This is a genomic window from Labrys sp. KB_33_2 (assembly GCF_052114505.1).
Classification (GTDB): domain Bacteria; phylum Pseudomonadota; class Alphaproteobacteria; order Rhizobiales; family Labraceae; genus Labrys.
This window is the reverse complement of sequence record NZ_JBFREW010000014.1, coordinates 56,059-78,059: the sequence shown is the minus strand read 5'-3', so window position 1 is coordinate 78,059 and position 22,001 is coordinate 56,059. Positions and strand designations below refer to the sequence as shown.

Below are 22,001 nucleotides of genomic sequence, written 5' to 3'. Positions count from 1 at the left end.
GTGCATAGCGCGTCAATCTTCCGCGTCCGCCGGCCGCAGGGAGCGGGACAGGAAATCGACCACGGCACGTACCGCGGGCAACTGCCCGCGCCGATGGGTGGTCAGCACCGTGGTGGTGACTTCGCCTGCCTGCCAGTCCGGCAGCACGAGACGCAACAGGCCGCCCGCCACGGCCGCCGCGCTGATCGAGCGGGGCAAAGCGGTGATGCCGAGCCCGGCTTTGGCCGCTTCCAGCAGGGCGACGGATTCGTCGGCGAAGAAACGGGCGCGGGGCATGACCTCTATCGTCTGGCCGTTCGCCGAGAGCTTCCATATCGGCGCCCGGGGCTGGGTGAGGAGGCCGTCATGACCGGCAAGATCCTCCGGCGTGGCCGGCATTCCCCTGATGGCGAGATAGGCGGGGGCAGCCACCAGGCCGATTGCCTCCCGGTGAATGGGGCGGGCCATCAGGTCGGAATCGGCGAGCGGCCCGAAATGGCTCCGGAGCGCGATGTCGAAGCCTTCCTGGATGAGATCGACGAAACGGTCGGTGACATGCAACTGCACCTGCAGCTTGGGCAGGGCGGCGGCGAGCCTGGGTAGCTGGGCGGCGAGATGGAATTGCGCAGTGGGAACCGAAGCCGTGATCCGGACGGTGCCGCTCGGTTCCGCCCGCCGGGCCAGCACGGCGCTTTCGGCCGCCTCGACCTCGATCATCGCTGCCCGAGCATGCTCGAACACCTCCCGGCCGGCATCGGTCAGCACGAAGCTGCGCGAGGTGCGGTTCAGCAGCCTGGCTTCCAGCCGAGCCTCCAATTCGGCCACACGCTTGCTCACTGTCGATTTCGGGATGCCGAGGTGCCGGGCTGCGGCAGCAAAGCCGCCCTGCTCGACGGCCTGGGCAAAGAGGATGAAATCGTTGAGGTTCGACACTCAAAGTTTCCAAGTATGGACTTCAGGTCCATATCTGCCAGTCTACAGCTCCAAAGTCCATGTGTGCATATTGTCGTTATCAACCCAATAGGAGATACGACAATGGAACCGATCATCTTCGCCGGTCATCCCGCGGGCAGCTCCCTCGGTCTCGTCGCCGCTTTCGAATGGCTCGGCAAGCCCTATCGCGCCACGCGGGTGCATATGCCCGACGAGATGCTGAGCGAAGCCTATGGGCGGGTGAACGGCCGGCGCGAGACCCCGGTGCTGATCCGCGAGGACGGCAGTGTGCTGACCGAAACCACGGCGATTGCCCGCTGGCTCGAACTGCGCGACGAGGAACATCGCATCAGTTTCGCTACCGATAGTGCCGAGGCGCATCGCATGCACCAATTCATCGGTTTCCTGAACACCGGCTTCACCGGTGCCTTCACCCCGCTCTGGGTGGCGCTGGAAATGCAGGGCGGAAGCGAGGCTTATAAGGAAGCGCTGCGGACCTTCGGGCGCGACCTCGTCGCCCATCGTCATCGCCAGCTCGAGGCGATGATCGGTTCCTCGGCCTATCTGGCCGGCGACAGGCCGAGCCTGGCCGATGCGGTCTTCATCGGCGTCGCGCGCTGGGCCGAGTTCCACCAGGCGCTCGATCTCACGCCCTTCCCGAAGATCCAGGCGTTGAAGGCAAGGCTGGAGCCCGATCCGGCCGTGCGGTTCGCTCACGCGATCGAGGACGGTGTTCCCGCGATCGGCAGTGGCGCCTTGCGCGGTCTGCTGCCGCTGGAGGAGGTGTTGGGTGAGTTAGGTGCCAGACTGGCGGCGTGAGCACCCGGATCGCCTCGCGCTGCCTGGATGGCAAGGGGGGTCACCCCCTTGCCATGCCTATGGCGCCTCGGGGCGGAAACTTGCGATGGAGCGGTCGCAGAGCGGACGCCACGTCTCGATCTCGGAGGTTGGAAACTCGCAGACGATGTTGAACACGCTGTCTGGCGTCTTGGATACGCGGGTGATGGCGGACTGCTTAGGCCCCCTCAGTTCGGCGCGAACGAACTCCTCGGTGCCGCTACGGCCGAGCGGCAGATCCGGCACCCGGATGCCTCGCTTCTGCGCCAGTTCCTGGATGAACGTCCGTAGATCGATATCCTTCATCCTGGCTGTTCGTTCGAATTTGATCACGCCGAACTCGTGCTGCCCCATCCGGCTGCCGACACCATGCACGACCATGGGGCCGATCTTCGGATCGTCCACCGTGAAGCTGTAATCGTTGAAGGGGATGGGGGGATCACGAAGAAACGCCCCCTTGTCGATCGCGCCGGATAGCCGCCCTGGCCGTCGGTCTGCCGGACCTCGGTCCGGTGCATTTCGATATTAGCCTGTGCCTGCGCGGCCACTGGACCTGCAAGAACAAGCAGCCAGGCTGCAACTGCTCGGTCAACCAGTCGTCTGTGAGCCATCGGGAGCTCCGGATCGCGGTTCTCACATCGCCCGGGTGCCGCTTTTGTGGTAGCGGGCAAGCACGGCGCGCAGGCGTGCTTCGGCGTCCGCGTTGGGCGGCAGGCCGAAGCGCAGCCAGCGTGGGTTGGCGCCAAAGCGGCGCACCCAGATGCCGGCCTGGCCGAGCTGGCGGAACAAAGCGGGGGCATGCGCGGTCTGCAGCAGGCGATAGAGATCGGTGCCGCCGATCACCGCGCCGGCCTTGGTCAGGTCCTCGTCGAGATTCTGGCGTGCCGTGCGCAGTGAGGTGCGCGTGCCGTTCTGCCAGAGGATGTCGGCGAGCGCGGCGCGGCCTATGGCGATGGCCTCGCCCGAAACCGCCCAGGCTCCCATCGCCTGGCGCAATTTGCCGGTGAGCGCGGGTTCGGCCAGCACGAAGCCGAGCCGGATGCCGGCCAAGCCGAAGAACTTGCCGAAGGAGCGCATCATCACTAGGCCCTGCGTGCCTGCCATGGCGGCCAGGCTTACCTGCGGCATCACGTCAGCGAAGGCCTCGTCGACGACGAGGGCGCCGCCCCTGGCATATTTCTCGGCGGCGAGCGCGAGCAACTCCTCGCGGCCGAAATAGTTGCCATCGGGATTGTTCGGATTGACGAGGACCGCGATCTCGGAGCCGGCCAGTTCCTCGAAGCGGCGAGCCTCTCGCACGTGATGGCCGCCCAGCGCCCAACTGCGGGCATGTTCGGCATAGGTCGGGCTCAGCACGCTCACCGTACCTGCGGCGAACAGATGGGGCAGCCACTGGATGGCGGCCTGCGTGCCCGGCGTCGCAACGACGCAGGCATCGAAGGGCACGCCATAGCATTGGGCCGCCACGGCCTCCAATTCACGGGCCTCGTCGGGAGAGGGCAGGGCAGCCCAGGATTCGGCCGGAATCGCTGGAATTGGATAGGGCCAGGGGTTGATGCCGGTGGAAAGATCGATCCAGGGCCCGGAGGCCTGCGGGAAGAGGCGACGCGCCTCGCCGAGATTGCCGCCATGCTCCACTGCGCTCATTCTCCTGCCACTCTTGTCTTGACGCCTGAAACCGGCGCGACCAATGTCGCGCCAAATTTGTTTATTGGAGGGTATGGCCATGGTGGACGCTGCGATCAAGCTTCATGACGCCGGCGAAGCGATCAAAAAGGCTGGTGAAGCCTTCGACTGGTCGGATCCGCTCGATCTCGAATCGCTGCTGACGGAGGAGGAGCGGCTGGTCCGTGACACCGCCCGCGACTACGCGCAGGACCGGCTGATGCCGCGCGTACTCAAGGCTTATCGCGAGGAGGATTTCGATCGCGCGATCATGTCGGAGATGGGCGAGCTCGGCCTGCTCGGCGCCACGATTCCCGAAGCCTATGGCGGTGCGGGCCTTGGCCATGTCGCCTATGGCCTGGTTGCCCGCGAGGTCGAGCGGGTTGATTCGGGCTATCGCTCGGCGATGTCGGTGCAGTCCTCGCTGGTGATGCACCCGATCTATGCCTATGGCAGCGAGGAGCAGCGCAAGAAGTACCTGCCCAAGCTTGCCAGTGGCGAACTCGTCGGCTGCTTCGGCCTCACCGAGCCCGATGCCGGCTCCGATCCAGGCTCGATGAAGACCCGCGCGGTCAAGGTCGCCGGTGGCTACCAGCTCAACGGCACCAAGATGTGGATCACCAATTCGCCGATCGCCGACATCGCGGTGGTCTGGGCCAAGCTGGACGACGTCATCCGCGGCTTTATCGTCGAGCGCGGTACCAAGGGCTTCTCCACGCCCAAGATCGAGGGCAAGCTCTCGCTGCGCGCCTCGATCACCGGCGAGATCGTGCTCGATGGCGCGGTGGTGCCGGAAGAAAACCTCCTGCCCAACGCCAAGGGCCTGTCCGGGCCGTTCGGCTGCCTCAACAAGGCGCGTTACGGCATTGCCTGGGGCGCCATGGGCGCGGCCGAGTTCTGCTGGCATCGCGCCCGCCAATACACGCTCGACCGCAAGCAGTTCGGCCGGCCCCTGGCGGCGACGCAGCTCGTGCAGAAGAAGCTCGCCGACATGCAGACCGAGATCGCGCTCGGCCTGCTCGGCGCGCTGCAGCTCGGCCGCCTGCTCGACGCCCATACCGCCGCGCCGCCGGCGATCAGCCTGATGAAGCGCAACAATTGCGGCAAGGCGCTCGACATCGCCCGCGTCGCCCGCGACATGCATGGCGGCAACGGGATCGCCGACGAGTTCCATGTGCTGCGCGTGGCCCAGAATCTGGAGACGGTGAACACCTATGAGGGCACGCATGACGTGCACGCCCTCATCCTCGGCCGCGCCCAGACCGGTATTCAAGCATTCTTCTGAGGGTGGCCGTTCGGCGTTCTTAAATATCTGATTTATAAAGAAAAGAGCGCAATCCTTGTCATGCCCGGGCTCGACCCGGGCATCCAGCGCAACGGCGCCTGCTGGATTGCCGGTTCAAGCCCGGCAATGACCAAGGTTGAGCCAGTTCGCCTGTTGATCAGCTACCCCTATGGTGGCGATCGAAAGGCCGTACCCCGGTTTCCTGCGAAACATCTTCCAATTTAATGACGCTTGGCCTCGAGGCTGGGCCGCGTTCTTATGCGCGCAACCAAAATCAGCTTCCGAGGAACTGTCATGCGCCTGTGGCTCAAGGATCCGCTCGCCATTCTTGCCGAGGGCGCCGAGCGCGGCGTCGTCGTCGAAGGCAGCCGCATCGTCGAGTTGGTGCCGGCGGGGGGGGAACCCACCGCTCCCGTCGACAAGGTGTTCGAGGCTTCCCGGCATGTCGTGCTGCCTGGCCTGGTCAATACCCACCACCACTTCTACCAGACACTCACCCGCGCCCATCCCGATGCCTGCGACCAGCCGCTGTTTCCCTGGCTGAAGACGCTCTATCCGATCTGGTCGCGCCTCGATCCAGACAGTTTCCGCCTCTCCGTGCGCCTGGCACTGGTCGAGCTCCTGATGTCCGGCTGCACCACGGCGGCCGACCATCATTATGTCTTCCCCAAGGGGCTGGAAAACGCCGTTGACATTGAGGTCGAGGAGGCCCGCAAACTCGGCATCCGCATGACGGTGTCGCGCGGCTCGATGAACCTGTCGCAGAAGGATGGCGGCCTGCCGCCTGATTCGGTGGTGCAGGACGAGGACACCATCCTGGCCGATTGCGAACGGGTGGCGAGTGCCTATCACGACACCAGGCCGGGCGCGATGACGCGCATCGCCTTCTCGCCCTGCTCGCCCTTTTCGGTGACCAAGAGCCTGATGCGCAAGACGGCCGATCTGGCCGAACGTTTCGACTGCCGCCTGCATACCCATCTGGCCGAAACCCATGACGAGGATGATTTCTGCCTCGCCACCTACAAGTGCCGGCCGATCGAGCTCCTGGACGAAGTGGGCTGGATGAGCCCGCGCACCTGGCTCGCCCACGGCATCCATTTCAGCGCCGACGACTGCACCACGCTGGGACGCCATGGCGTCGGCGTCTGCCATTGCCCGACCTCGAACGCCGTGCTCGCCTCCGGCTTCTGCCATACCGGCCTGCTTGAAAAGGCTGGCGCGCCCGTCGGTCTCGGCGTCGACGGCTCGGCCTCTAACGATTCCTCCAACCTGATGGAAGGCGTGCGCCACGCCTTGATGATCAACCGCCTCTCTCATGGCGCGGAGGCGGTCTCCTGGCGCGATTGTCTGCGCTGGGCCAGCGAAGGCTCGGCCCGTTGCTTGGGCCGCGACGACATCGGTGCGATCCGAGCCGGCCTGGAGGCAGACCTCGCGCTCTATACGCTCGATGAACTGCGTTTTTCCGGCGCCCACCACCCCATCGCGGCTTTGGTCCATTGCGGTGCCCATCGCGCCGACCGCGTGATGGTGGCGGGCCGGTGGCGCGTCGAGGACGGCCTGCCCGTCGGCGTTGATCTCGGCGCGCTGCGGGAAGCCCATGGCAGGGTGGCGGCGAAGTTTTTGTAGGTCTCCGGGAAACGCTGCGGCTGGGACCGCGGACGTCTCGTCCGCCTCTTCCTATCCCGCAACCTCCGCGTTTCCAGAATGCGGACGGGACGTCCGCGGTCCCAGCCGCAGCGCTTCTTGCCTCGACCTCGGCATGGCGTTCTGCTATCCGCAGGCCATGCCCAATCTCCATGCCCCTCTTCGCCTCCGCCCCGACCCGAACGGCACGCCCGTCGAGTATCGGTGGATCCCCTTCGACCGGGCGGATGCCCGCTGGCACGAGCCGTTGGTCGACATGGCGACCGAGGGGCTGCTTACCGAGGCCTGGTATGCCCGCACCGATGGCGGCAACGCACCCTATTTCATGCCGATCGCCGGCGCGGTGAAGACGGTGGCGGCCCGCACCAGCGTGGCACGTCTGGTACGCGAGGCCGATGCAGCCGTCTCCGGCCTCGGGCTGCGGCTCAAGGTCGTTGATGCCTACAGGCCGATCGAGACCCAGGCCGGCCTGTGGACCTTCTTCGAGCAGGAAGTCGCGGCCGAGCGGCCCGAGCTTTCCGCCGCCGAGCAGGAGGCGATCGTGCGTACCTTCGTCTCCGATCCGCGCCGCTTCAACCGCGAGGACGAGACAACCTGGCCTATCCATTCCACGGGGGGCTCCGTCGACGTCGTGCTGGTGGATGCGGCCAGTGGCGCCATGCTCGATCACGGCGCGGCCTTCGACGAGGGCCACGAGCGCTCCTACACCGATCACTATGAGCGCCTGTTACAGCGCGGCGAGATCGCTCCCGACGATGCGCGCCTCACCAACCGCCGCATTCTGGTCAATGCGATGGTTAACGTGGGCTTTACCAACTACGCGTACGAATTCTGGCACTTCGACTACGGAACGCAGGCCCATATCCTGACCTTGCAGGATGAAGGCGTGGCCGGCGCTCCCAAAGCCGCGTGGTATGGAACCACGGACCTGCCGGAAGGACTATGCTGATCCAATCGACTTTCTCCGCTAAGGGCGCATCCCATGCCATCGTCTCGCTGGGCAAGCCGCTCGAGGCCGGAACCTCGCATGTCATCTGGGCACACGGCTGGGGCCAGGATCATCGGGCCTTCCAGGCCCTGGCCGGCTCTCTGGAACGGACGGGTCATCATACGCTGATCGACTTTCCCGGCTTCGGCCAGAGCCCGGTACCGCCTGAAACAGGCCATGGCGGTATCTGGGATACGGCCGATTACGCCGATGCCGTCGCCGAATGGCTTGAAACCCTGCCGCGTGGCAAACGCATCTGGGTGGGACACTCCTTCGGCGGGCGTGTCGGCCTCCGCCTGGCGGCTCGTCATCCGGATATCCTCGACGGCATGGTGCTGGTCGGCTCGCATGGCCTCAAGCCTATCCGCAGCCTGATGACCCGGCTGAAGATCTTCCTGCGCGTGCGGGCCTTCAAGGCCCTCAAGCTCCTGGAAAAGCTCGGCGTCGACGTGTCGGCCCGCAAGGCCAAGTTCGGCTCGGCCGATTACCGCAGTGCCGGCGCCATGCGCCCGATCTTCGTCAAGGTGATCGGCGAGGACCAAAGCCAGGATATCAAGGCCATCCGCATTCCCGTCCGCATCATCTGTGGTGCCCTCGACGACCAGGCTCCGCCGGAGATGAGCGAACGCATGGGCCAGCTCATCCCGAGCGCCAGCGTCAGCATCCTGCCTGGCCTCGATCATTACACCGTTCTGTCCGATGGCGGCCCCCAGATCGCCCATACGGTTGCGAAGCTCTTGGAGGCTTGATGCTGGAAACATTGGCCCCCGTGCTGAATTCGGCTCATCTCGCCGCGGCTTTGGTCCTCATTGGCTTCATCCCCTTCGCCTGGAAGCGTTTCCTGACCTATCTGCATATCTTCCAGCAGGAGGAATATGACGGCCGGCGCTTCCTGCACTGGCTCTTCTACAACGTGGTTGTCGATACCAAGGCGAGCCTTGCCATCGTCCTCCTGTCGGTGATGGCCAAGCTCTACCCCTCGCCGGTGCTGGTGCTCGCTCTGTTTATCGCGGTGATCCTGCTGGTGGTGGCGCGCCGCGAGCGCGACCCGCGCCAGACGGGCAAGAAGAAGCTGGCGATGACGCAGCGCGCCACCCGCATCCTGCGCGTCGCCTTCGCCCTCGTCCTGGTGATCGGCCTCGTCGGGGTTGGCTTTGGCGTGGCGCCGGTCTGGATCGTGCTCCTGATCCAGCTGATCCCCTTCGCCCTAGTCGCGGCGGTGATGATCCTGCAGCCCGGTGAGAATCGCATCCAGCAGAGCTTCTGGAACGAAGCGCATGACAAGCTCAAGCGCCTGTCGCCGGTGATCGTCGGCGTTACCGGTTCCTACGGCAAGACCTCGACCAAGCACATCCTCGGCCATCTGCTCGAAAGCGCCGGCTCGGCGCTGATCACGCCCGGCTCGGTCAACACGCCGATGGGCATTGCCCGCATCGTGCGCGAACGCCTGGAGCCTTATCACCGCCATTTCGTGGTGGAGATGGGCGCCTATGGGCCGGGCTCGATCGAACGCCTCTGCCGTCTCGCCCCGCCCGACATCGCGGTGGTGACGGCTGTTGGTGCGGCCCATTACGAACGCTTCAAGTCGCTCGACACCGTGGCCAAGACCAAGTTCGAACTGCCGGCAGCGGCGATCGCGCGCAATGGCAAGGCGATCATCAACGACGCCGTGCTGGCCTTCAAGGATGCCCGCGACTTCACCGATGCGCATCGCGCCTCGATGGTGCTGGTCGGCAATGGCGGTAACAGTGAGGCCCGCATCAACAGCGTCACTCAGGAAAAGGACGGGCTCAAGGTTTCCCTGACCTATCTCGGCAAGGACTACCAGCTCTCCGCCCCGCTCTACGGCCTGCATCACGGCAGCAACATGGCGATTGCCTTCGTCACGGCGCTGGCCATGGACATCGACGCCGAGACGGCCGAAATCGCCATGCGCTCGACGCCGCAGATCAGCCATCGCCTCGAGGTGAAACGCCAGGCCGACGGCATCGTCATCGTTGACGATGCCTATAATTCCAATCCGGCGGGCTTCGCCTCGGCCCTGGAGATCCTGCCCTTGCTGGTCTCGGGCGAGGGCCGGCGCATCCTGGTGACGCCGGGCATGGTCGAACTCGGCGCTGCCCATGCCGAAGAGCACCGCAAGATCGGTACAAAGGCCGGCGAGACAGTCGACATCCTGCTCGCCGTGGCACCCGATCGCATTCGCGACCTCATCGATGCCTACAAGGCGGCCAGGCCCGACGGCCAGGTGGTGGCGTGCGCCAGCTTTGCCGCCGCGCAGACCTGGATGGGCACCAATCTCAAGGCCGGAGACGTCGTGCTGCTTGAAAACGACCTGCCCGATCTCTATGAGCGCCAGTTGCGGCTGTGACATCCTCTCGCAGAGATACGATCTGGGACAGAAGCGCCTTCATCGCCGCCAATACGCGCCCGCTGCCGGTGCCGCATGCCCCGGAAATCAGCCTCTATCTCGCTGACGAGGTCACGCCTCTCTGGCTGAAGACCGAGGAAGAACTGGGGGCGATGGGGTTGCCGCCGCCCTTCTGGGCCTTCGCCTGGGCGGGTGGCCAGGCCCTGGCGCGCTATATCCTCGACCATCCCGACCACGTGGCCGGCCACCGCGTGCTCGACTTCGCCTCGGGCTCGGGCCTGGTGGCTATCGCGGCGATGAAGGCCGGAGCGGCGCAGGCCCTTGCCGCGGACATCGACGAATTCGCTGTCGAGGCCATCCGGCTCAACGCCGATCTCAACGGCGTGGCGGTCGAACCCTGCGGCGAGAATGTGCTCGGCCGCTTCGATCGGCCCGTCGACGTCGTCCTGGCGGGTGACATCTTCTACGACCGCGAGATCTCGGCCGAAGTCCTGGCCTGGCTCAAGGGCTGGCGCGAACGCGGCGCCACCATCCTGGTGGGCGATCCCGGCCGGACCTATCTGCCCAGGGACGAACTCAACCTGCTGGCAACCTATCAGGTGCCGGTTTCGCGCGATCTCGAGGATCTCGAGATCAAGAAGACCAGCGTCTGGACGCTGAAGGCATAGCGCTACCGGCGATTATGGCAGCTTTGCCTGGGCGGCCTGCATGGGCGCGTTGTTCTGCGGCATGGCTTTCAGGAAGGCCAGGACTTCCGTGATTCCCTTGACCGCAAAGCTGCTGTTCTCGATCGGCGATAGGGGCGTGACCGCGTTCGTCCAGTTCTTGATCGCCTCCAGGTGACGGGGGCGTATCTGCTCGCCGCTATTGGCCACGGACGGGTAGTCCCTGATATAGCGGGGATCCCGAGGAACCGCATTGCATTTGAAACCGTCGGGGCGCAAGCCATTGGCGTCGCATTCATCCGCATACTCGTCCCGCAGGGCGATCATGTGCGCGAATTCGTGGATGGCAGGTCGTTGCTTGTAGGAATGGCCTTCCTTTTGCCGGGTAACGGGCGAGAGGTCGTTGCTGTAAAGCGTCGTCCGGCCGATGGTGTTGTCATGGGCATGCTCGACATTGCTGGTATAGAACCGGCCCTTGGGAACCTTGACCACATCGATCAGCCAGTGATCGCCCGGAGCCGGGTTGGAGAGGCTCGAACGGAAATGGAATTCGAGCCCCACGATGCGGCCGCTCGGCGTCGTGGCCAGGGATTTGGTATTGTATTTCTTCTGGATTTCGGCCTGCCATCGCGTGGCAAAGGCAATCGCCTCCTGCTTGTCCGACCAGCCTTCCTTGCCTTCGGAAGAGAAGCGGAAGCATAGCTTCATCAAGGCGATCGTGCGCGGGCCGCCCAGCGTTTCGACGAAATAGATATCGTAGAGTCCTCCCGCGACACCGATGGCCCACATTGGGGCATAGGGGACGAGGCTGGGCGGAATGGCGGTATTGGAAATGGCTTTGATCTGGTCGGCGAGAATCTGGGACGTCACCGTCGGCATGCTGCTCTTTCCATTCGGCCATGGTCAGGTCCGCCAGGATACGACGCCGGGATGGCACTGCGATATTCTCTCCGATGCCCCGGGTCATCGCCCCCTGCCGGAATGAACGCGCCGGAGAAGCCTGGCGGTGCCGCTACGGCCCGGGCACGCCGACCCGGACGAGGGCAGAGAAGTCGGGGCTTTCGCCGGCGGCCTTGGCGCGCGTATCGATTTGACCGCGCTGGCGTAACTCGGTGAGCGGCACCTGATGGCTCAGCGCGCCGATGTCGTAGAGGTAGTCGGGCAGATAGCCACTGACGAGCACGCGCCAGTCCACCGGCAAATCGGGATCGAGTTTCTGGGCGAGGTGGAACGGCACCGTGGTGCAGTTGGTGGTCGCTGTGTTGTAGAAGCGCGGCCTGGCCGCAAGATCGTTGGCCTCCGAGATCAGATAGAGGAACAGTTCCTTGGCCTGGGGCGGGCTGGTGCGCAGCCGGAAGAGCTGGACGTCCTCGCCCCTGACATTGGAACGCACGCGGATGACATCGCGCTCGTCGGCCGCGATGACCACGAGTTCGTCCTGCTTGAAGAAGCCGGAGACCGCCGAGTAGACCTCGCCCTGTTTGCGCCTGACCTCCACCGAGAAGACGAGGTGGCGCCCGTCGGAAAAGCCGAAGCTGAGCATGGTATGGGCGATGGCGGGGCCTGCCCAATAGGAGGCGAACAGGTCGACGCCGGTAATGGTGTCGAGGTCGTAGCTGCGGCCCTCCCAGCGCTCGGTGAAGTCGCTATCGGAGCGCCAGTCGAAATCGCGCACATCGCTGAGCCGGGCGGTGGAGCCCTCCACGGCAGCGGTGAACTGGCGGGCCACGTCGGGCGCCCAATCGCCCTTGCCGGTCGGCTGGATGGTGGACCACCAGATCAGCAGGGCGGCAAGGGCGGCGACGAAGGGCAAGGTCAGCCGCCAGCGCGCGGCGATCACGGCGGCCAGGGCAAGGAACGCAAGGACGATCCATAGAGCGGGGAGGGCGTAGCGGCCAAACTCCCCGAGTGGCAGGCGATACCATAGCGCCAACGTGCCCCAGAGTGCGGCGAGCATGGCCGCCAGCACCAGCAGGAGGCGGCTGAGCAGCCTGGCGATCATCGATGATATCTCATCCCAGCTTCAACTGCCCCCGCGCGATCTCGAACAGCATCACGCCGGTGGCTACGGCCAGGTTGAGGGAATCTGCCTGGCCGCGCATCGGGATCTTGACGAGGTGGCTGCAGACCGCGGCAAGATCGTCGGGCAGGCCCTGCTGCTCATTGCCCATCAGCAGGAGGCAGGGATGGCCGGCATAGTCGACCTCGCGATAATCATGCGTGCCGGACAGATGCGTGCCGACCACGAGGCCGTCGAAACCCTTGCGCCAGGCGAGGAAGGCCTGCGGCGTCGCGCTCGCGAGGCGGACATTGAAGATCGAGCCCATGGTGGCCCTGACGGCCTCGATGCCGAAGGGGTCGGTGGTGTCGCCGATCAATATGATGCCCTCGGCGCCGACCGCATCGGCGGTGCGGATGATGGTGCCGAGATTGCCGGGATCGCGGACCCGGTCGAGTCCGATCCAGATCCGGTCGCGCGCGATCTTGACGCTGTCGATCTTCTCCAGGCGTTGTTCGAATACGCCGATCACCGTCTGCGGGTTGTCGCGGCGTGATAGCTTTTCCAGGATCTCGCCGGTGACCTCCAGCACCTCTCCGCCGGCCTGCCGGGTGGCACGCACGGCGCGGGCCAGCATCGGCTTGTCTTCCCCCGAGCGGTGCACCAGGATGCGGATCGGCCAGCCGGCCTCGATGGCGTCGGCCACCAGCTTCAGCCCTTCGGCGATGAACAGGCCGGCCTCCTGGCGGACCTTGCGCATATCGAGAGCGCGGATGTCCTTGATCAGGGGGTTGGTCAGGCTGGTCACCACGCGCGAGACCGGTGCGGCGGTCGCTGCGGGGCGCGGGCGTTGAAAGCGGGACTTCATGCCAGCGTCCTTTCGAGGGGGACCGTCATCCCCTTCCCTCGGCCTGCGGCCTCGCCGGGGATGACAGTCCGCCGCTGGTTGGTAGAAGCTTTCGGCCTCATGCGGCACTCCAGCGCGAATAGAGCGAGGTCGAAAGCAGGCGCCCCGAGCCTTCCTCCGACACCACGAGCTCGCCGGAAGTGATGTCGCCGCCGAGCTCGCCGAACACCTCGCGGGTGAGTTCGTGCACCGCCACGAAGGAGGCGCGGATGGCGTAGGCGGTGACGATCACGAAGGCCGGCTTGTCGGTGAGCACGGCCCGGCAGAGGTCGAGCATCTTGGGCAGGTCGCGGAAGAGGTCCCAGACCTCGCCGCCGGGGCCGCGGCCATATTTGGGCGGGTCGAGCAGCACGATGTCATATTGGGAACCGCGGCGCTGCTCGCGCGCGGTGAATTTCATGGCGTCGTCGACGATCCAGCGGATCGGGGCATCGGCGAGGCCGGCCAAGGCCTGGTTCTCGCGCGCGAAGCCGATCGACTTCTTGGAGGCGTCGACATGGGTGACCTGCGCGCCATGCTTGGCCGCGAGCAGGGAGGCGACGCCGGTATAGCCGAACAAATTGAGCACCCGGGCAGGCCGCTTCAGCGCCTGGAGAGCCTCGATCATGTAATCCCAATGCGGGGCCTGCTCGGGGAAGAAGCCGAGATGGCGGAAAGGCGTGAAGCGGCCGTGGAAGGCGACTCCGCGATAGGAGACGGGGAAGTTTTCCACCGGCCTGCCGGCGAACTTCCAGCGTCCGTCCGAGCCTTCGTCCTCGGCATTCATGCCCAGGAAGACGGCATCGGCCTTGTCCCAGGCCTCGGGCTTATGGCGCAGGCCCATGGCCTGCGGCTCGGGACGGTCGACGAGGAGCTTGCCGAAGCGTTCGAGCTTGCGGCCTTCGCCGCAATCGACCAGGCGATAATCGACGAAGCCGGGCGTCACCAGCAATTGCGGCAGGGTTTGGGTGGTGGAATTTCGTGGGTCGGGCATGCGCGGACCAAACAGGAGTTTGTCGCGCGCGGCAAGTCCGTTGTTGCCGGTTTGCAGTGCCTAAAGCGTCTTTGCGATTTGGTGGAATCACCAAGGATTGCAAAGACGCGCCGGAACAGGGAGCTAGAGCAAATAAGCGTTCATGCTTGAACGCGCTTTGCTCTAGACCGCTGCCACGATGACATGCGCCTGAATTTTGGCGGCAACCTCGCCATGGCCATGCCTGCCGGCAATCGCTGATGCAGCGTGATCGGTTGCAGCGTCCAGTTTGCCAGTTTCTCGGGCCTCGATTTCGGTGCGGAGCAGGGTTCCCTGGCAATAGGCAACGGCGGGAAGGCGCGGCGAGGATGCACGGCTTTGCTCGGCTCTCGTCTCGATCAGCACGCGGGAAAAGCCTGCGCCCTCCAGCTCGCTTCGGATCAGTCCGGTATCGTGATAGCCGTGCGGCGTGCGCGCCAGAAAGCGCGGCGGATCGTCCGGGAAAATCTCCGCCAGCGCCTTCGTCACCTCATCGGCAAAGATGTTCTCCTCGATCCGGTCCCAGACGTTGAACAGGAAATGTCCTCCGGGTTTGAGGACACGCCGAGCCTGGCGGTAGGCGGCCGGCCGGTCGGGGAAGAACATCGCGCCGAATTGGCAACAAACGAGATCGAAGGCCGCATCGTCGAACGGCAGCGCCAGAGCATCGGCCTGGCGCCAGGTGATGCGACTGTCGGGCGTTTGCCGCGAGGCGGCATAGTCGAGCATCGGCTGGTTGAGGTCGGTGACGACATAGCTGGCGTCGGGAGGCAGTTTCGGCGCCAGCATGCGGGTGACCACCCCGGTGCCCGCGGCGATTTCCAGGACTGAAATGGGCGACAGGGAGGCGGCCCGTCGGGCCAGGTCGGTGGCGAACGGCTCGAAAATCAACGGCACCATGTAGCGGTCGTAGTTTTCCGGAATCGAGCCGGTGAACAGCTTGTCCGTTTCCAACATGGCCATCACCCGCCAGCGGTTCGCTAGCCCGCCAGCTTAGCATGAATGGCTTGCTCTTGCGCGTTTTCGACCGAGCGGCATTGCGCGCGCTGGACCACCCCATCCGCCTCGCGCTCGCCGCCGCGGAGGGCTTCCAGCGAGTGCAGCATCTTGCGCTTGAGTGGCGGCGTGACGTTGACGAGGCGCATGGCGGTGCGCTGGCAGGCCAGCAAGGCACGTCCGATCACCGGCTTGTGGATTGCCGTGCGCCCATCCATCTGCTGGCGCGATCGCTCGACTGCTTCATTGCTGTATTGCCGCATCTGGGCCTCATAGGCTCCGATCGCCTCCACCAGCCCCGCGCTTCCTTCCTGCACCACCTTGAGATGGCGGGTCAGCAAGGCGGCATCGCGCAGCGCCGTGTTGGCACCGACACCACGCCCGGGCGTCATGGTGTGGATGGCATCGCCCAGCAAGGTGACATTGGACGGCGCCCAAGGTTCGACCGGCACGGAAGTGCGGATGACTACCGGAAACACCGAATTCGGCTCCGAGGCAGCCAGCAGCCGGCGCCAGTTCGGATGCCATTTGGCCGTGAGGCTCTGGCTCAGCGCCAGCAGGGTTTCCCCATTCATCGTGCGCAGATCCTGGGGAAACTTGTCGGCGGCCGCCCAGATGCCCCAGCTGATATAGTCGCGGCTGTTGTCGAAGCGCAGGCCGGGCCATTGGGCGATCAGATCGGCATCCGTCGTGCCGATGCCCTGCTTGGGGGCACCTGCCTTGTCCCAGGGAAACTCCATGACATGGAGGATGCCACCAAAACCCCTGGGGGCCATGATGAGCGTCACGCCGCGATGGATCTTCTGGGTGAGCAGCGCCAGGGTCTCGGGTGTGGCCGGCACCTTTCCGCCAATCGAGCGGATCAGCGTGTCGTCCATCTCGGCCTGTGGCAGATATTGCCTGCGGATGCGCGAGTTGGAGCCGTCGGCTGCAACCAGCACGTCGGCCACCGCGCTCGAACCATCCTCGAAGAAGGCCTCGACCTGGCCGTCGGTCCGCTGCTCGTAACGGGAAAACACCTTGTCGAAATGGGTGACGTCCTCCAGCCCCGTCAGCAGGACCTGGCGCAGCGTCATGCGGCTGACGGAGCGCTCGCCATGGCGCGGATCCCTCGGCGGGCTAGGCTTCAGGCTCAACAATTCCCCATAGCGCTCGCTGAGCATGTTGAACCAGTGCGGGGAGATGGCGCAGGTCGCCAGAAAGGTCTCGTACAGCGCCGGCGGCAGATTGGCGTCGAGCGCGCGGCAGCCATCGGGATCGATGCCGACCCGGAAGCCCTGCAGCCCGTCCTTGCGAGTGCGGTCGCGCTCGAACACGTTCACCGTGATGCCGGCCCGCCTGAGCCCATGGGCAAGGCACAGGCCGCCGGTGCCGGCGCCGATGACGATCACGCTCAGATTTTGCTTTTCGGGGGCATTGGACATGGTTCCTCCTCTCCCGCGCACGGTGTTTCCCGGCGGGTGGCTGACGATGGATGAAGGGCGTGCGACATCCGCCTCGAACGAGGCCGGTCGCGGTCTTCCTTGGGATTGCGGGTGGAGCGCGGGGGCGCGGACTTATCCGGTGCGGGGCGGCTGTTCACCCTCGAACTGGGCGGCGATTGTCTTGAGTTCCTCGATCGACCAGGCGAGCCGGCCCGAGCGAAGATCGGCGATGACGCCTTCGATCCAGTTTCGCTCCGCGCTCACGATGGCCAGCATGTACTGACTCTCCAGCAGCACCACGCGCGGCAGCATGGTGAGATAATTCTCCAGCTCCGCGGCGAGCCCGAATTCGCGCCTGCGCAAGGCCGTCAATCTCGTTTCGAGCAGCGGCATGACTTCCTCCGGCGAAAGCAGCGGGAGGAAGGACATGGCGACGGGAAATTCCGGAAACTCGTTGTGAGGTTCCGCCAGCATCGTGCGCAGCCAATCGACGGCAACTGTCCGTCCAAGCGGGGTTGCCTCATAGACGGTCCGTTCCGGCCGTCCCTCGCTCTTCTCGACGCTGCCCGGGGCGATCAGGCCCTCGCGTTCGAGCCGTTCGATGGTCTGATAGAGTGAGCCGCGCTGGCGGATGTTAATGACCTCCTCCTTGCCGCGCGATTTCAGCAATTGCTGCATGCGGTAGGGATGCATGGGTGCCTCGATCAGCAGCGCGAGCACGGCGAGGGCAAGTGGGGAGCGTTTGAAATTTGCCATAGTCATATTATTACTAGATTAGACACAACTAGTCAAATTATGACTATATGAACATTTCAAGCGACTCACCCTGAAACGCACAACGCCCCGGCCTTGGGGACCGGGGCGTCAGGCGAAAGGGCGGACCGGGTACTGAAGGGCGATCAGTTCGCCGGCAGGCTGACCGAGACGGGAATGGTCTTGACCGTCACTGTCTTGGTGGCGGGCGACTTCACGGTCGCGGGCTTCACACTCACAGGCTTGACGACGAGCGGCTTGGCCGGGACGGCAGGCTTGGGTGCGGAAATGGGCTTGGCCGCGGTGGGCTTCGGCGTTGCAGGCTTGGCCGCTTTCGGCGGCGCAACGGGCACCGAGCCGGTCCGGTCCACCGGGACGGGCTGGGCGCTGGCGTCCTTGGCGACGAGCTGATCGGCCGGCGTGTCGAAATTGTAGACGTCCGGACGGAACTGCACGCTGCCGTCGGGGCCGCCCCAGCCGGTCAGGTAGACCCAGGCCACGGGAATCGGCTTGGCTGGCTTGATGGTCTTGGGCTCGCCGGAATCGATCTGGTCCTGGATCGCCTGGCCGCTCCAGTCCGAGCCTTCCATGATCCAGGCGGCGAGGTCCTGCGCACCGGCGACGCGGATGCAACCCGAAGACTGGAAGCGCACATCGTTGCGGAAGAGTTCGCGATGGGACGTGTCATGCATGTAGACGGCATCGGAGTTGGGCATGTCGATACGCAGGAAGCCGAGCGAGTTCCACACGCCGGGATCCTGCTTGGCGAGGAAATCGGAGGCGCGCGCCTTGCTCCAGTCCACGGTGGTGGGGTCGATCTCCTGGCGGCCGCGATAGAGCTTGAGATGGTTGGCCTTCAGATAGCCCGGATCCTTCTGGAGCTTGGGCATGATGTCGGCCTTGAAGATCGACTGCGGCGCATTCCAATAAGGCAGGATGTTGACGGCGATGACTCTGGTCTGCAGGGTCGGCGAGGCGCGATCGGGACGGCCGACCACGGTGGTATAGGTGCGTGCCACCACGCCATTGTCGACCGCCTCCAGGGCGGCGGCGGGGATGTTGGAGACGATGTAGCGCTCGCCGAACTTGAATTTCAAGGCGGCCAGGCGGTTGGCGGAGGCATCGAGTTCGCGCAGCCGCTGCTCCACCGGCACGTTGAGCGCCAGCATGGTGAGGCGGCCGACCGAGCCGGTCTCGCTCAGGCCGTGCCGGGCCTGGAAGCGCTTGAGCGCGTCCTGCGTGGCCTGGTCGAACTCGCTGCTGGGAGGCAGGGAGGGATCGAGGTCGCGGGTGGCGGTGAGCCGGTCGCGCAGCGCCTTGGCGAATTTGCCCTTGGCGCCGATTTTCATGCCTGCGGCAGTTGGCGGTAGAGCCTGCCAGCCACCATTGTCGGCGATCTCCTCATAGGCGGAGATGGCCCGCAAGGTCAGCTCATAGGTACGCGGGGAGTAGTTGGGTTCCTCGTTGGCGAAAGCCGGGATGGTGAAAGCGACGACGAGGGCGGAGGTCAGGGCGCCCAGGCGCCGAATGGCGACCAGGCGGCGCAGGGGCGCGCCGGACCATCCCGCTCGTGAAGAAGGGCGGCGGGACGAAGTCTCCCGGTTCTGAAACGAATAGGAAAGCCAGGAGGAGGTCATGAAATCACTCAAACGCAACTGGGACACTTACAGGTCCCCAGACTATCGCGAGGATAGTGAATCTTTCCTTACGGGACCTCCCGTGGCCATTAACGATAATCGTCATTGCAAGCTCTGCCAATCCGTAGGGTTGGCATGGCGAAGCAATCCAGTTTTTCCTGCGCCATAAGCTTGGATTGCTTCGCTGCGCTCGCAATGACGAGAGGTCCATCAATCGGAGCGTCGAGCCGGCGGCATGATGCCGGTCCTCGCCCCGTCAGGGGCAGGCCTGGCGCAAGCGGGCCATCGCCTTGGTCACGCCGTCGAGCGAAAAGACATAACGGGTCTTGTTGCCCCGGCCCGAGACCGCGTCCACGGTCATGGTGCGCTCCTGCTTCAGTGCGGCCAGGAATTCGGTCTCCCGCGTGCCCGTTCGGCGCAGCCAGGCGCCATTGCCGGACGAAATCATATGGAAGGGCTGTGCTCCCACGCTGACCAGGATGTCGGCATTACCGGCAAGGGCATAGCCGGTCTGCAGGCTGGCCTCGCTGCGAGCCTCGGTCTGCCTGGCGGCGCGAATGAAGAAGGAGACATCGCCGTGATTGAGCGAAGCGGGCTCTTTGCTGACCGGACTCGAATAGATGAAACAATGATTCCCAGAGTTGTCAGTATAGGCCCAAGTGCTCCATTTGCCGAATACACCCAAAGATTTTGGTGATGCCGCAAGTACACCCGTGGTCGAAAGAACGAAAATGACCAGTGCGAAAATCGATAGTTGAGTCATGTTTGCATGAGTTCCTCATCTCTTGCCCCCGCACGACAATGTTTGGGCGCAAGTGTTAACGAGAAGCTAAGGTATCATTACAATTGCATTACTTTTGAGCGGCGCCGTTCATGCTGGCTTGGGTCATGGTGACGAGATCGGGGAAGAAGGCGTCGAAATCGTCGAGAAATCCTTGTTGCTGCTGTTCCAGGATGGCCTGGAGTCCGACGAATTCCACCGGTCGGCGCAGACGCTTGCCGAGTTCGGTCATGGCGGTGCTGACACCTGCCATGGTCTCGTAGTCGCCGAGCCACTGGGTGAGGGAGTCGATGCGCCTGTAGGCCCTGTCCGGCAGATCCTCGCGCAGGGCGGGCAGGGAGGCCCGCACCTCGGCCAGGAACACCGGCAAAGGCTGCCCGTGATAAAGCTCCCAGCGCTGGATCAGGCAATGATCATAGACGACATCCACGATCACGCCGGAAAAGCGCCGAAAGGTGGGCCAGAGGCGTTGCCGGCTATGCTGCGTAAGAGGATGGGCATCGGTGAAGGCGTCGATGCGCCGATGCAGCTCGATGCCCTCGCGATAGCGGCCCTCGAACAGTTCGAGTTGCGGCAGCCGCAGCAGGTCGGGCAGGAGATTGCCGATCCGGAACGCCGCATCGGGCGGCGAGAGCAGGAGATGGGCGAGATAGTTCATGCGGATCCGGCGGGGCGAGACAGGCGCCCGTTTCCGCAAGATATGAGGGCCGGCGCGCTGGGACGCAAGACGCGCCGGCCCTCGGGCAGAGTCCGACCCCTCTGCTTGGGAGAGAAGCCGAGGGGACGATCCCTGCCGATGCTTTGACCTGCCGGGCGGAAGGTCGGGCGCCGCTCGAGCCGGAGAGAGCGTCGCCTGGGGAGGATACAGTTCACTTGAGCGTCATTGGGCTTCCACGCCCGTTGTCATTGCCGGGCTCGACCCGGCAATCCAGCCTCGATCCCGGTCGTGCGGGCGGCTTCTGGATAGCCGGGTCAAGCCCGGCTATGACAATTCGAAGTTTTTTCTCTTTCAGTGAGCCGCATGGCCGCCTGAGGCTTATTTGCGATACCCAGGCGTCAGCAACACCTTGATCGAGTCGGTCGAGTTGGCGAGCTTGAGCGCCTCGTCCCAGTCGGCCAGGTCATATTGGTGGGTGACGATGCCCTTCGAAGTCACCAGCCCGCGCGTCAAGAGGTCGATGGCGATCGGATAGCAATAGGGTCCAAGATGGGCGCCGCGGATGTCGAGTTCCTTGCGGTCGCCGATGATCGACCAATCCGCGGAGGTTTCCTTGCCGAAGACCGAGAATTCGACGAAGCGCCCGAGCTTTCGGATGATCTGCAGGCCCTGGGTCACGCCGCTGGGATGGCCTGTCGTCTCGATATAGACGTCGCAGCCATAGCCGTCGGTAAGGGAACGCACGACTTCGTCGGCATCATCAGTCTTGGGATTGATGGTGACATCGGCTCCGAAGCCCCTGGCGAGTTCCAGACGGTCTTCCATCAGGTCGACGACCACCAGCTTCCTGGGTGTCTTCAGCCGGGCAACCTGTGTCATCAGCAGGCCGAGCGGGCCGGCGCCGGCGATCACCACCACGTCGGCAAGCTGGATGTCGCCGCGCTGCACCGTATGGATGGCGCAGGACAGGGGCTCGATCACCGCGGCATCGGCCAGCGGCATCTCCGCCGGGATCTTGTGCACGCGGGCCGTGGTCGGGAACTTCATATATTCGCTCATGCCGCCATCGGCGACCTCGCGCTGGAAGCCGAAGATGTTGTGCACCTCGCACATCCAGTAGCTGCCCGAGCGGCAATAGCGGCAGCGATCGCAGGGCACGATCTGCTCGGCGATCACCATGTCGCCGGCCTTCACGCCGAAATGCTCGGCCGCGCCCGGCCCCAATTCCTCGACATAACCGAAGAATTCATGGCCGGGGATGACGGGTGGCTTCACATAGGGGTTCTTGCCGCCCCAGAACATGGCCGCGCCCGACCAGCATTTGCAGTCGCTGGCGCAGATGCCGCAGGCGCCGATCTTCACGACCAGCTCGTTCTGCCCCGCCACCGGCCGCCCGACGTCCTCGACGCGATAGTCCTCGGGGCCGTGGCAGACGATGGCCGTCATTCTCGAATTACTGGCAGGCATGGCGTTCCTCTGTGCTGGGCA

Annotated in this window: 21 protein-coding genes; 7 read left to right on the top strand and 14 right to left on the bottom strand. The window is 64.7% G+C overall.

Features of this window, described 5'->3' with window-relative positions:
* Positions 1-12: 12 nt before the first annotated feature.
* Positions 13-912: a LysR substrate-binding domain-containing protein gene (locus AB4037_RS23915; RefSeq protein WP_434958188.1), complete on the bottom strand. Its 900-nt coding sequence runs from the start codon at positions 910-912 to the stop codon at positions 13-15.
* A gap of 102 nt (positions 913-1,014) precedes the next feature.
* Between AB4037_RS23915 and AB4037_RS23910 the strand changes: the two genes are divergently transcribed.
* Entirely contained in the window at positions 1,015-1,731 is a 717-nt protein-coding gene (locus AB4037_RS23910) for a glutathione S-transferase family protein (RefSeq protein ID WP_434958187.1), read from the top strand.
* 57 nt (positions 1,732-1,788) lie between these two features.
* On the opposite strand, the gene AB4037_RS23905 is transcribed toward AB4037_RS23910, so the two are convergent.
* The gene (locus AB4037_RS23905) at positions 1,789-2,154 is read right to left on the bottom strand and encodes a hypothetical protein (protein WP_441773211.1); all 366 of its coding nucleotides are present in this window, start codon (positions 2,152-2,154) and stop codon (positions 1,789-1,791) included.
* 228 nt (positions 2,155-2,382) lie between these two features.
* A complete protein-coding gene (gene cobD / locus AB4037_RS23900; protein WP_434958185.1) occupies positions 2,383-3,396 on the bottom strand; it encodes a threonine-phosphate decarboxylase CobD in 1,014 nt (337 codons plus the stop codon).
* Positions 3,397-3,475: 79 nt separating this feature from the next.
* Between cobD and AB4037_RS23895 the strand changes: the two genes are divergently transcribed.
* From AB4037_RS23895 to AB4037_RS23870, 6 genes are all read left to right on the top strand, one after another.
* Positions 3,476-4,699: an acyl-CoA dehydrogenase gene (locus AB4037_RS23895; RefSeq protein ID WP_441773210.1), complete on the top strand. Its 1,224-nt coding sequence runs from the start codon at positions 3,476-3,478 to the stop codon at positions 4,697-4,699.
* Positions 4,700-4,993: 294 nt separating this feature from the next.
* A complete protein-coding gene (locus AB4037_RS23890) occupies positions 4,994-6,325 on the top strand; it encodes an 8-oxoguanine deaminase (RefSeq protein ID WP_441773209.1) in 1,332 nt (443 codons plus the stop codon).
* A gap of 133 nt (positions 6,326-6,458) precedes the next feature.
* The gene (locus tag AB4037_RS23885) at positions 6,459-7,292 is read left to right on the top strand and encodes a M15 family metallopeptidase (protein ID WP_441773208.1); all 834 of its coding nucleotides are present in this window, start codon (positions 6,459-6,461) and stop codon (positions 7,290-7,292) included.
* The gene (locus AB4037_RS23880; protein ID WP_441773207.1) at positions 7,286-8,080 is read left to right on the top strand and encodes an alpha/beta fold hydrolase; all 795 of its coding nucleotides are present in this window, start codon (positions 7,286-7,288) and stop codon (positions 8,078-8,080) included. The genes AB4037_RS23885 and AB4037_RS23880 overlap by 7 nt, the downstream gene beginning before the upstream one ends.
* The gene (locus AB4037_RS23875; RefSeq protein ID WP_441773206.1) at positions 8,080-9,702 is read left to right on the top strand and encodes a Mur ligase family protein; all 1,623 of its coding nucleotides are present in this window, start codon (positions 8,080-8,082) and stop codon (positions 9,700-9,702) included. Before AB4037_RS23880 ends, AB4037_RS23875 begins: the two co-directional genes overlap by 1 nt.
* Entirely contained in the window at positions 9,699-10,370 is a 672-nt protein-coding gene (locus AB4037_RS23870; protein ID WP_441773205.1) for a class I SAM-dependent methyltransferase, read from the top strand. The genes AB4037_RS23875 and AB4037_RS23870 overlap by 4 nt, the downstream gene beginning before the upstream one ends.
* Before the next feature lie 12 nt (positions 10,371-10,382).
* Here the strand turns inward: AB4037_RS23870 and AB4037_RS23865 are convergent, their stop codons facing one another.
* The 11 genes from AB4037_RS23865 to AB4037_RS23815 form a co-directional block, all read right to left on the bottom strand.
* A complete protein-coding gene (locus AB4037_RS23865; protein ID WP_441773204.1) occupies positions 10,383-11,246 on the bottom strand; it encodes a hypothetical protein in 864 nt (287 codons plus the stop codon).
* A gap of 133 nt (positions 11,247-11,379) precedes the next feature.
* The gene (locus AB4037_RS23860; protein WP_441773203.1) at positions 11,380-12,369 is read right to left on the bottom strand and encodes an Lnb N-terminal periplasmic domain-containing protein; all 990 of its coding nucleotides are present in this window, start codon (positions 12,367-12,369) and stop codon (positions 11,380-11,382) included.
* A 10-nt stretch (positions 12,370-12,379) separates the two neighbouring features.
* Positions 12,380-13,234, bottom strand: a complete 855-nt coding sequence (locus AB4037_RS23855; protein ID WP_441773202.1) for a TrmH family RNA methyltransferase — start codon at positions 13,232-13,234, stop codon at positions 12,380-12,382.
* A gap of 97 nt (positions 13,235-13,331) precedes the next feature.
* Positions 13,332-14,246 (bottom strand): class I SAM-dependent methyltransferase, encoded by a 915-nt coding sequence (locus tag AB4037_RS23850; protein ID WP_441773201.1) that lies wholly within the window; start codon positions 14,244-14,246, stop codon positions 13,332-13,334.
* Positions 14,247-14,408: 162 nt separating this feature from the next.
* Positions 14,409-15,221, bottom strand: coding sequence for a class I SAM-dependent methyltransferase (locus tag AB4037_RS23845; protein ID WP_441773200.1), 813 nt, complete (start codon positions 15,219-15,221; stop codon positions 14,409-14,411).
* Between the two features lie 23 nt (positions 15,222-15,244).
* Entirely contained in the window at positions 15,245-16,684 is a 1,440-nt protein-coding gene (locus AB4037_RS23840; RefSeq protein ID WP_441773199.1) for an FAD-dependent oxidoreductase, read from the bottom strand.
* A 132-nt stretch (positions 16,685-16,816) separates the two neighbouring features.
* A complete protein-coding gene (locus AB4037_RS23835; protein ID WP_441773198.1) occupies positions 16,817-17,440 on the bottom strand; it encodes a PadR family transcriptional regulator in 624 nt (207 codons plus the stop codon).
* A gap of 143 nt (positions 17,441-17,583) precedes the next feature.
* A complete protein-coding gene (locus AB4037_RS23830; protein ID WP_441773197.1) occupies positions 17,584-19,074 on the bottom strand; it encodes a L,D-transpeptidase family protein in 1,491 nt (496 codons plus the stop codon).
* A 256-nt stretch (positions 19,075-19,330) separates the two neighbouring features.
* On the bottom strand, positions 19,331-19,837 hold the full coding sequence (locus AB4037_RS23825; RefSeq protein WP_434958170.1) for an invasion associated locus B family protein: 507 nt from the start codon (positions 19,835-19,837) through the stop codon (positions 19,331-19,333).
* 88 nt (positions 19,838-19,925) lie between these two features.
* A complete protein-coding gene (locus AB4037_RS23820) occupies positions 19,926-20,513 on the bottom strand; it encodes an ACP phosphodiesterase (RefSeq protein WP_434958169.1) in 588 nt (195 codons plus the stop codon).
* Between the two features lie 378 nt (positions 20,514-20,891).
* Positions 20,892-21,980 carry an alcohol dehydrogenase catalytic domain-containing protein gene (locus AB4037_RS23815; RefSeq protein WP_441773196.1) on the bottom strand — a complete coding sequence of 363 codons (1,089 nt, stop codon included), beginning with the start codon at positions 21,978-21,980 and terminating at the stop codon, positions 20,892-20,894.
* Between the last annotated feature and the right edge of the window lie 21 nt (positions 21,981-22,001).